The sequence below is a fragment of the Prosthecobacter sp. genome (genome assembly GCF_044373815.1).
Lineage (GTDB): Bacteria > Verrucomicrobiota > Verrucomicrobiia > Verrucomicrobiales > Verrucomicrobiaceae > Prosthecobacter.
In genome coordinates this window covers 1-10186 of record NZ_JBIPNG010000227.1, presented here as the reverse complement: position 1 = coordinate 10186, position 10186 = coordinate 1, and the positions used below count along the sequence as shown (strand labels likewise).

Sequence of the window (10186 nt, the reverse complement as noted above, 5' to 3'; positions counted from 1 at the left end):
ATCTGGCGGTGCGCTTGAGCGACGGGCGCTTCCTGCTGCGCGAGTCGGCGCAGTGTCCAAAGGCCGACGAGGGGCATTTTCAAAACATTGACCAGCATCGTTATTTCAACACGAACAACCTGTGGATTGATCTTCAGGCGCTGAAGTCTGCGCTGCAGGCGAATGACGGGCTGATCCCGCTGCCGCCGATCATGAACAAGAAGACGGTGGACCCACGCGATGCGGCTTCGCCTGCGGTCGTGCAACTGGAGACGGCGATGGGTGCTGCCATCGAGTGCTTTGCCGGAGCGGGCGCGATTGAGGTCTCACGCGTGCGGTTTGCGCCGGTGAAGACCACGAGTGATCTGCTTGCGGTGCGCTCGGATGCGTATGAGCTCACGGAGGACTTCTGCCTGCGGCTGCACCCCAGCCGCAATGGTCAGCCGCCGCACCTGCATCTGGATCAAAAGCTGTGCAAGCTGGTGGACGGACTGGAGCATAACTTTCCGCACACGCCGAGCCTGCTGCATTGCCGCAGCCTGCTGGTGCATGGTCCGGTGGAATGCGGCGCGGGTGTTGTTTTCAAAGGGGATGCGGTGATTCATAATCACACGCAGGCCGCGGTGAAGCTGAAGGCGGGGGTGCATGAAGGGCCGATCAGCATCGGGTGAATGGAGCGTCAGAAACTCATGATCTCTGACGTTTCGTGCTTCTCATGAAACTCTTTGTCGTATTGCTCTCTGCCCTGTGTGGCTGCCTCCGGGCCGCTGATGTTGCGTCTCTCCAAAAACTGGGTGCGAAGGTCACTGAAACGGCGGGTGTCGTCACGCAGGTGCAGGTGAAGTGTGATGCCTTTACCGAGGCTGATTTCCGCACGCTGGGCAGTTTTACGACGATCAAAAATCTCACGATCAGCGGGAAGACGATCACGGATGACATGCTGGCGCTGCTGACGGGACTGGTGGAACTGGAGCAGCTCAGCACGGATGGCATTCTGCTCACGGATGCAGGATACAAACATTTCGCGGCATTTCAGAAGCTCAAGTCGCTGGCGTTCTTCCATCCGGCTTTTCGCTCGAAGGAGTTTACGGGCAGCGGGCTCGTGAGTCTCAAGGCATTGCCGAAGCTGGAGAGGCTCACTTTTGCAGGATCGACGGCGGGAGATGTCGCGGTGGAGGCCATTGGACAGCTCACGCAGCTCAAGGAATTTCGCACCTGGCACACGGCGCAGACGCAGGCGGGGAATGCGAATCTGGTGAAGCTGACGAATCTGACTGCGCTGCGCATGGGCCAGAGGCTGCCGGAGTGGGGCAAGGATTCGCCGGTGAGTTTTGATGAATCGACGATGACGGTGATTGCACAGATGAAGACGCTGGAGTCGCTGGAACTCACCGAAGCGCGGCTGAGCGCCAAGATCATCCCACAGCTTCAGGCGCTGCCGAAGCTGGCGAAGCTGAAGATCGAGACGGTGGACATTTCGGACGCTGATGTGGAGGCGATCAAGGCTGCGCTGCCGAAGTGCAAGGTGGACTGGAAGCCGATAAGTGATGCTGAGAAGGAAGCGACGCTGGTGAAGAAGCTGAGGCTGTGATGGTGCAGGCATTATGGCTTGCGCCACTTGTTGTTTGATTGCTCCACCTTGCCGTCAAAGACTGCGGGCTTCTCAGGTGTGCCGCCGTCTTTGAGGGTCAGTGGCGTGTGGCGGATCTACTGAGCTTGTGTCGTGAAGGCTAGAGCGAGAACGAAGAAAAGGCGATGCATGAGCATGTTCTTGTTTACGCTTTCCACAGATCTTCGCCATAGCTCCAGCCATCGCGGACGGGTTCCTTGATCCATGCATCGAATTCGGGCGCGCCTTTGACCTTCATGTTTGCGGCGTCCCATTCGATGGTTTTGCCGGAGCGGATGGCCATGACGCCGGTGTTCACGAGTTCGGTCAGCGGGCAGGCGTAGTCGAAGTGGGAGCCTGCGTGTGGGATGGTGCCACGGATGGCGGCGAAGAGCTCTCCGATGGGCTCTCCGGCGACGGAGCGTGGGAGCGGTTTGCGGCGGAGGATGTCGATGATGGGCGTCATGCGTTCCCGTGGCCAGAGCTGCGGGCTCTGCACGCGCATGCCTTCGGAGAAGAGCGTTTCTTTGCTGCCCTTCATGATCATGCCGTTGTCCGGCAGGCCTTTTGCCATGCCTGGCAGCGCCTCGGGCAGGAGGCCACCTTCATACCAATGGATCTGGACTGGCGGCAACGAGCCGCGTGCGGCGAAGTGGAAGATGATGTGTGATTTGGGTGCGGTGTAGCCTTTGAATTCGCCGGGCTGCTGCTCGACGACTTCGACTTTCTCAGGCATGCCGAGCTGCAGTGTCCAGAAGGGAGCATCGAGGCAATGGCAGCCGATGTCGCCGAGGCCACCACAGCCGTAGTTCCACCAGCCGCGCCAGAATTGAGGCAGGTATTGCGAATTGTATTCAGCCTCGGCCACCGGTCCCTGCCATAGCTTCCAGTCCACCTCTTTTGGCACGGGTTCGCCAGCAGGTGTCTGGGTCGGGAACTTCGGCAAAAAGCCGACCTTGCTCACAGGACGCTCGGTCCAGCAGTGGACTTCGCGTACTTCGCCGAGCACGCCTGCTTCGAACCATTCCTTCACCAAGCGGATGCCTTCCCAGCAGTGGCCTTGATTCCCCATGACGGTCTGCACGCCGTATTTTTTCGCGGCCTTTTGCAGGGTGCGCACCTGCCAGATGTTGTGCGCCAGCGGCTTCTGCACAAAGACATGCTTCTTGGCCTCCATGGCGGCCATCGCGGCGGCGAAATGGGTGTGGTCCGGGGTGGAGATGAGGACGGCATCAATTTCGCTGCCCTTCTTGTCCAGCATCTCGCGGAAATCGGTGAACTTGGGGACGTTCGGATATTTCTTGGCTTGTTCAAAGGCGCTGCGGCCACCGAGATCGCGCCAGTCCACATCGCAAAAGGCCACGATCTCTTCGTCGCGTGAGGCCTGAACGGCACCCCCGCCCATCTGGCCGATGCCGACGCAAGCGACCCGGATTTTTTGTTTGGTATCAGCGGAACGCAGGATGTTGGGACCGGCGAGTGCGCTGAGAGCGGCGGTTTTGAGGAAATGGCGGCGGGGGAGGCTGGTCATGGCAGAGGGAACGAAGAAAGACGGGCTGCCTTGCCGCGATCCGTGGATTTTGCGCAAGCTATCGTGCCCGACCTCGTTCTATGCGCTTCTTAGCATGAAAACCATTCTTCAAGTCCTCGCTCTCACTCTTTCCTGCGCTGCGGCGGCGGATCTCAAGCCACTGCTCGCGCAGCCCGATCAAGTCGTGCTGCAGGATGATTTTTCCAAGCCGGGTGCGGTCAACAAGAAGCAATGGGCGGCGCGGCAGGGCACGCAGTGGGTCATCGAGGAAGGGGTGCTGAGGGGCAGGCCATCGACGCCGGCATATCAGGCCAAACGCAAAGACCATTTCGGCTATGAGCCGCGTATCTCCGTGCCCGTCACGTCGCCACAGTGCATCGTGCAGTTCTCCGTTCGCTTCAGCGGCGGCAGCGAAACGGCCATCGCGCCTTTCATCGAGCTGGGGCATCACATCTGCCGGCTGCATCTTTCCAAAAACGGCGTGGAGATGCTGGCAGATCATGAATCGGTGAAGGTGGCCGAGTCCAAAGAGTTCAAGTTTGAAACCGGAAAATGGTACCACGTGCTGGCGGAGATGAAGGGTGAGGAGGTGGTGGTGCAGTTCGCCGATGGGCCGACGCTGTATGCAAAGAACTCCGTCTTCGCGAAGACCACCGACAGCGGTGGCAACGGCCTCGGCATCGCGGGACCCAAGAACGGCAGTGTCGAAATCGACAACGTGACGCTGTGGAGCACCAAGGCCGAGGAACAGGTGTCATGGGCGGCCAAACGTGATACTTTGACGAAGCTGGAGCCGGTGCCGGTCGTGAAAGCCAAGGGCAAGGCGAAGGCGGAATGATGTTTCTCATGAAGTGCCTATTTGTAAGTCTTGCCGCCCTCGCCTTGACCCTGGTGGGGCGGGTGTCTGCCGAATTGCCGCAGCCGACGTCCGCATTTCTCGACCAGCATTGCGCCGAGTGCCATGATGCTGATGTTAAGAAGGGCGGGCTGGATCTGGGTGCGCTGAAGTTTGAGCTGGCGAATGCCGATGCTTTTCTAGGATGGCAGAAAGTCTTTGAGCGCGTGCGCGATGGGGAGATGCCGCCGAAAAAGAAGCCGCAGCCGGAGAAGGCGGACGCGGACAAGTTTCTCGCCAGCCTCAAGCCGGCGCTGGTGAAGGCTGATACGGCAGACATCGCTGCGAATGGCCGGGTGCGCAGCCGCAGGCTCACGCGCACGGAGTATGAGAACACGATGCATGACCTGCTGGGCATCGACATGCCGCTGAAGGTGCTGCTGCCGGAAGACCGGGCGTCTTATGGATTTGAAACGGTGGCGGCTGGACAGCAGCTTTCGCAGCACCTGCTGGCGCGGTATCTTGACGTGGCGGATCTCGCTTTGACCGATGCTTTTCAGCGGGCGCTGAAAGGGGATGAGACTTTTCAGAAACACTACACGCCTGATATGCTGACCAAGAATCGCGGCGGCAACTATCGCGGACCTGACCTGCGTGATGGCCGGAGCATTTCCTGGCCGATGACGTTGCAGTTTTCTGGGCGCACACCGACGTATGTGCCGGATGGAGGATGGTATCGAATCACCTTGCATGGAGTGCAGGCGATCAATCCGGGCAGTGATGGAGCGGTCTGGGGGACGCTGCGCTCTGGCGAGTGTGAATCGAATGCGCCGATGCTTTACATGATCGGTCTGGTGGAGGCGACAAGCACGCCGCGAGACATGGTCTATGAGGCGTGGATTCAGCAGGGGCATCGGCTGGAACTCAGGCCCAACGACGCCAACTACAAGCACCCGCAGTCCGGTGCGAAAGGAGGTAACGTTTCGTTTCAAGGACGTGATCTGGCGAAGGAAGGTTATGCAGGCATCGCGCATACGGGGATTGATATGGAGCGCATCTACCCGAATTCGGATCGGGTGAAGCTGATGAAGAATCTGTTCGGTGAGGAAGATGTGAAAACGGCGGATGCGGCCACGCTGGATAAATTAATCACACGCTTTGCGCGAAGGGCCTTCCGTCGACCAGTGACGGAGGAACAAACCGCTGCTTATTGCGAGATCGCGCGCAAGGCACTCGCGGAGGGCGATGAGCCGACTGAGGCGCTGCGCATGGCCTATCGTGCCATTCTGTGTTCGCCGCGTTTCCTGACCTTCATCGAAGCTCCGGGGCCGCTGGATGATCACGCCATCGCTTCGCGGCTGAGCTACGCGCTGTGGGTTTCTATGCCGGACTACAAGCTCACCCAGCTCGCGAACGAGAAGAAGCTGCATGATCCGGAGGTGCTGGCGCAGCAGGTGGAGCGCCTGCTGGCGCATCCGAAGGCCGAGCGCTTCGTGACGAGTTTCACAGACCAGTGGCTCAAGCTGAAGGAGATTGATTTCACCACGCCCGACACTCGGCAGTTTCCGACTTTTGATTCCGTGGTGCAGGAATCCATGCTGCAGGAGACGCGGGCGTACTTCGCGGAATTGATCAAGCATGATCTGGGCATCAGCCATCTGGTGGAATCTGACTTCGCTTTTCTCAATGGCAGGCTGGCGCGGCATTACCATGCGGAAGTGCCGCTGACGCCTGGGGACGGCCTGCAAAAGGTGGTGCTGACCGACAAGGATATTCGTGGCGGACTTATCACGCAGGGGGCGATTCTCAAAGTGACGGCGGACGGCACCAGCACTTCGCCGGTGGTGCGGGGTGTGTTCATCAATGAACGAATTCTGGGCAATCGCATCCCGCCGCCACCGCCCGGGGTGCCAGCCATTGAGCCTGACATTCGTGGCGCCACGTCCATTCGCGATCAACTGGACAAGCACCGCAACAATGAAAGCTGCGCGAGCTGCCATCAGACCATCGACCCGCCGGGGTTTGCGCTTGAGAATTATGATCCCGTTGGTGTGTGGCGCACGGGGTATGGCAAGAACAGCCGGGGCGCTAAAGTGGACCCAAGTGGCATGACGCCTGAAGGCGGGACTTTCAAAGACATCCATTCCTGGCAGCGGCTTTACGCCCAGAATCCGGATCAGCTCGCCCGTGGGTTTGCCACGCACTTTCTCACCTACTCCACCGGCGCGGCGCTGCGTTTCAGCGATGAAACCGCGCTGGATAAAGTCATTTCAACGACTGCTGAAAAAGGGCATGGAATGCGCTCTGTGATTCGTGCCGCTGTTTTGAGCGAGATTTTCCTCACCAAGTAACCGTTCCCATCCGCCCATGAAAAACGTCCATTTCAATTTTGGTGCCAGCCTCTCCCGTCGTGCGATGCTGCGCGGCGCGGGCATCACGCTGGGGCTGCCACTGCTGGAGGCGATGACGCCGGCGTTTGCGGCGGTGAAGGAATCGAAGCAGGCGAAGCGGTTTGTCGGAGTGAGCATGGCGCTGGGGCTGCACAATCCGAACTTGGTTCCTGAAGGTGCGGGGCGTGACTACAAGCCATCGCGCTATTTGCAGAGCATCCAGGATCTGCGGAATGATTTCACGGTGGTGTCTGGTTCATCGCATCCGGGTGTCAGTGGCGGGCATACGGCGGAGGGCAGCATTTATTCGGCCTGCCCGAATGCGCGCGGCGCCACCTCGCGCAACACGATTTCGCTGGATCAGCTGATGGCGAAGCAGTTGGGGCATGCGACGCGCTTTCCCTCGCTGGTACTGAACACGAACAGCCAGACGAGTCCCTCCTACACGGAGAACGGCTCCATGATTCCTGCCGAGAACAGCGCGATGCGCTTATTCACGCGGTTGTTTGTCAATGACACACCCGCTGAGCAAGAGCGGCAGGCGGAATTGATCCGCAGCGGGCGCAGCGTGATGGATGTGGTGGGCGCTGAAGCGAAGACATTGCAGCGCGAGCTTGGGGCGGGGGACCGCGACAAACTCGACGCGTGGTTTACAAGCGTGCGCGATCTGGAAAAACGCCTGGCCGCCAATGAAGCGTGGACGCACAGGCCCAAGCCGAAAGTGGCGCTGAAACCGCCAGCCAAAATTCCCCGCGACAACGAAGTGGCTGTGGATGGCATTTTTCTCGACATCGTTCACATGGCGCTGGCGACGGACAGCACTCGCTTTGTCACGCTCCACATCACCGGGAACAACGTGCAGGGCATCGAGGGCGTGGATGAGAGCTATCACAACCTCAGCCATCACGGCATGGATGAAGAGAAGCTGGCGCAGCTCGCCATCGTGGAGCAGGGCGTGATCAATCAGTGGGGCGCGTTTCTGCGCAAGCTCAAGGGAGACAAGCTGCTGAATGACACGATGGTGCTGCTGACGTCGAATCTGGGCAATGCCTCCGCGCATGATAATAAGAACATGCCCGTCCTGTTTGCGGGCGGTGGCTTCAAGCATGGACAGCACCTTGCGTTTGACCAGAAGGACAACTATCCGCTGCCGAATCTGTATCTCAGCGCGTTGCATCGTCTTGGTTTGCAGGACGAAAGCTTTGCGACGAGCACCGCAGGAATGACGGGTCTGGAAGCAGCATGAAGGGGAAGGCATGCGCGAACTGATTCTCGCGGTGGTGCCGACTGAGATCCTCCGGCGCAGGCGGGGCTGCGGCTGCCTTCTTTTTCCTTAGCGTTTGACCGGCGAACGATTGCGCGTCAACAGTCGGGCTCCCGGGCGTTTTTTGAAGCGCCCTTACCCCTAAAACTCGCATACTCATGGAAACAACTCTCGTCTCTGTCGGCTCCAACGTTCCCGATTTCGAAATGGAAACTTACGAGCCTTCGCAAGGTGACTTCGGCAAGGTCTCGCTCGCCGACATCAAGAAAGCTGGCAAGTGGACCGTCCTCGTGTTTTACCCGGCTGACTTCACTTTCGTCTGCCCCACGGAGCTGGCCGATCTCGCGGATCAGCAGGACAAACTCGCCGCGCTGGGCGCGCATGTGGTCGCCGTCTCCACGGACACCAAGTTTGCCCACATGGTCTGGCGCAACACCGAAGGCCTGATGAAGAACGTGAAGTACACGCTCGCTGCGGACACCACAGGCGCCGTGAGCCGCCTCTTTGGCGTGTATGACAGCGCCTCTGGTCTGGCACTGCGCGGCACGTTCATCATCAATCCTGAAGGCAAGCTGGTCACTTCTGAGGTGAACTTCTACAATGTGGGCCGTGATGCAGGCGAACTTGTGCGCAAGATGGAAGCCAATGTGCATCTCCTGGCCAACCCAAGCGAAGCCTGCCCCGCCAAGTGGACTCCGGGTTCCAAGACGCTCACGCCTGGCAAAGACCTCGTGGGCAACGTCGCTGCGGCGATGGCCTGATTGATCAAGCCAAATGCTTCACACAGCCTTGCGGATTTCGTCCGCAAGGCTGTTTTTATTTTCAGGGCTCCTTTGCATATCAAGTATGGCAGAAGTGCGCTCCGAGATGCGTTGAGTGAGGCATGAAATTCGCCGCGCTGCTTTCCGCTTTTTTGTTTTCCATCGTTTCCGTCCGTGCTGACATCACGATTGGGAAGTTTGACATGGCATCCATTCGCGATACAAAGACACTGGAAACGAAAGTCATCGAAGACTGGCATGCCAATCCCAAAGACGCAGCGATTCGTCAGAAGATTATCGAGATCACGGTGTGCGAATGGTGGCCCGGGATGAAGGTGCGGCTGCCAGTGACGTTCCTCGCGCCTGCGACGGGTGTTTGTACCAATGTGGTAATTGAGAACACGGGATTGCAGTTGAAGCCTGCGGCTGCGTCTGGTGCGAAACTGCGCCTGCTGAAAGAGCAGGGCGTCGGACTGGTTTTCATCGGCATGGTGCCGATCGATGCGATGGAGCCCGTGGGAAAACTTCACCTGATGATGGAGGAGCATTTTATCCAGACGAAGGACACGCGCTACACCCCGGCGTGGATCTGGGGCATCAGCGACATGCGCGCGCTCACGGCCGCCATCGCGGAAAAGGAGGTGTTTCAGCCGAAAAAGGTGCTGGCCACGGGGGGCTCGAAGCGTGGGGTGGCTACGGCGGCGGCGGGGATCGCGGATGATCGAGTCACAGCCATCATGCCTGTCGTTGCTCCGGTGATCGAAAGCCCGGGCGGACCTTATGTGGAAGGAATGCTGTCTGCGGAGATTACGAAGATGAACGAGGAATTCATCGGTGCGATGACGGACCCCGTGGGCCGTGAAAAGCTGCTGGTGCGTCAGAAGGCGCGCTCGGACGAACGCATTACTGTGAAAATGGTGCGTGATGCCGGGTGGACGGATGCTGAGGCGAAAAGCGCGTGCAATGCCGCCTGGGAAGCCTGCCGCACGACGAACTACCTTGATGTGCTGAAACAGCGTGGCACCGAAATTTTCTACAACCAGGGATCCAATGACAATGTGAGTCCCGGTCTTGTCGAGATGGGCCGCCTTTTCCCGCAAGTGCCTGTGTACATTGTGCCCGGCGGACAGCATGGCGGAGCGAAAGAGGCGGGTTTTGTGAAGTCCGTCGGTGGTCTGCCAGAAGTGGATGAAAATCTCCGAGCCTTCGCGCTTCATCACTTCTTCGGGACACGTCACATGGTGGCGCCGCCGCAGGTCACCACGAAGTGGGACAAGGCAGCGCATCGACTCGCGGTGAAGGTTGTTTTTCCCGACCATAGCGAGCCGCAGGAAAACACCGTCTGGTGGTCTGTGAACCGTCACCCCGATTACTCCATCGCCATGGAATTCGATGCGTGGTCTTCAGCTCCGCTGGAAAAGACCGGTGCAGATACTTACAGCGGGGAGGTCTCCATCGCTGGTGACGTGAAGACACTGGATGTCATCACCGTGCACGTGCAGGAGGAAAACGGGTCCACGCTCAATGTGTCGAGTCCAGAAATCCGCCTTGAGTAAAGTGCATCAGCGCATGCGGCCCTGCGCGGGTTTGGGGCCTGAGACACCGCCGAGTTGATTGCGGAATTCGTACGCATCGCTGCGGTAAAGCGTCTCTTCATACCAGAGGGGAAAGCCTCCTGCTAAAAAGCCGGTGGCGACGACCAGAAGGCATGCGGTGTTTGGCGGGATGCCGAGCGCCGAGGCCTGGGCGGGTGAGGCGTTCACGGCGCGGATGGATTCGTCCGCACCGGAGATGGTCAGCCGGCACTTGGTCGTCCA

9 protein-coding genes are annotated in these 10186 nt (G+C 59.2%); 7 read left to right on the top strand and 2 right to left on the bottom strand.

Going from position 1 to position 10186, the window contains the following annotated elements:
- Positions 1 to 650 (top strand): UTP--glucose-1-phosphate uridylyltransferase (locus ACIREA_RS18025; protein WP_397383714.1); only part of this gene is annotated, 650 nt, incomplete at its 5' end.
- Positions 651 to 694: 44 nt separating this feature from the next.
- Positions 695 to 1570, top strand: a complete 876-nt coding sequence (locus ACIREA_RS18020) for a hypothetical protein (RefSeq protein WP_397383713.1) — start codon at positions 695 to 697, stop codon at positions 1568 to 1570.
- A 184-nt stretch (positions 1571 to 1754) separates the two neighbouring features.
- On the opposite strand, the gene ACIREA_RS18015 is transcribed toward ACIREA_RS18020, so the two are convergent.
- Positions 1755 to 3119, bottom strand: coding sequence for a Gfo/Idh/MocA family protein (locus ACIREA_RS18015; protein ID WP_397383712.1), 1365 nt, complete (start codon positions 3117 to 3119; stop codon positions 1755 to 1757).
- 94 nt (positions 3120 to 3213) lie between these two features.
- On the opposite strand from ACIREA_RS18015, the gene ACIREA_RS18010 reads away from it, so the two are divergent.
- From ACIREA_RS18010 to ACIREA_RS17990, 5 genes are all read left to right on the top strand, one after another.
- A complete protein-coding gene (locus ACIREA_RS18010) occupies positions 3214 to 3957 on the top strand; it encodes a hypothetical protein (RefSeq protein ID WP_397383711.1) in 744 nt (247 codons plus the stop codon).
- Positions 3958 to 3965: 8 nt separating this feature from the next.
- Entirely contained in the window at positions 3966 to 6305 is a 2340-nt protein-coding gene (locus tag ACIREA_RS18005; RefSeq protein ID WP_397383710.1) for a DUF1592 domain-containing protein, read from the top strand.
- Positions 6306 to 6321: 16 nt separating this feature from the next.
- Positions 6322 to 7590, top strand: coding sequence for a DUF1552 domain-containing protein (locus ACIREA_RS18000; protein ID WP_397383709.1), 1269 nt, complete (start codon positions 6322 to 6324; stop codon positions 7588 to 7590).
- 176 nt (positions 7591 to 7766) lie between these two features.
- A complete protein-coding gene (locus ACIREA_RS17995) occupies positions 7767 to 8369 on the top strand; it encodes a peroxiredoxin (RefSeq protein WP_397383708.1) in 603 nt (200 codons plus the stop codon).
- A 122-nt stretch (positions 8370 to 8491) separates the two neighbouring features.
- Complete coding sequence (locus ACIREA_RS17990; protein ID WP_397383707.1) at positions 8492 to 9925, top strand: PhoPQ-activated protein PqaA family protein; 1434 nt, start codon at positions 8492 to 8494, stop codon at positions 9923 to 9925.
- A 6-nt stretch (positions 9926 to 9931) separates the two neighbouring features.
- Here ACIREA_RS17990 and ACIREA_RS17985 read toward each other — a convergent pair.
- On the bottom strand, positions 9932 to 10186 hold a 255-nt coding region (locus ACIREA_RS17985; protein WP_397383706.1), incomplete at its 5' end, for a UTRA domain-containing protein.

What these genes read in the sequence shown, in the direction of transcription:
- ACIREA_RS18020 (WP_397383713.1), top strand. Translation starts at nt 695, where the DNA reads ATGAAACTCTTTGTCGTATTGCTCTCTGCCCTGTGTGGCTGCCTCCGG.
- ACIREA_RS18015 (WP_397383712.1), bottom strand. Translation starts at nt 3,119, where the DNA reads ATGACCAGCCTCCCCCGCCGCCATTTCCTCAAAACCGCCGCTCTCAGC.
- ACIREA_RS18010 (WP_397383711.1), top strand. Translation starts at nt 3,214, where the DNA reads ATGAAAACCATTCTTCAAGTCCTCGCTCTCACTCTTTCCTGCGCTGCG.
- ACIREA_RS18005 (WP_397383710.1), top strand. Translation starts at nt 3,966, where the DNA reads ATGAAGTGCCTATTTGTAAGTCTTGCCGCCCTCGCCTTGACCCTGGTG.
- ACIREA_RS18000 (WP_397383709.1), top strand. Translation starts at nt 6,322, where the DNA reads ATGAAAAACGTCCATTTCAATTTTGGTGCCAGCCTCTCCCGTCGTGCG.
- ACIREA_RS17995 (WP_397383708.1), top strand. Translation starts at nt 7,767, where the DNA reads ATGGAAACAACTCTCGTCTCTGTCGGCTCCAACGTTCCCGATTTCGAA.
- ACIREA_RS17990 (WP_397383707.1), top strand. Translation starts at nt 8,492, where the DNA reads ATGAAATTCGCCGCGCTGCTTTCCGCTTTTTTGTTTTCCATCGTTTCC.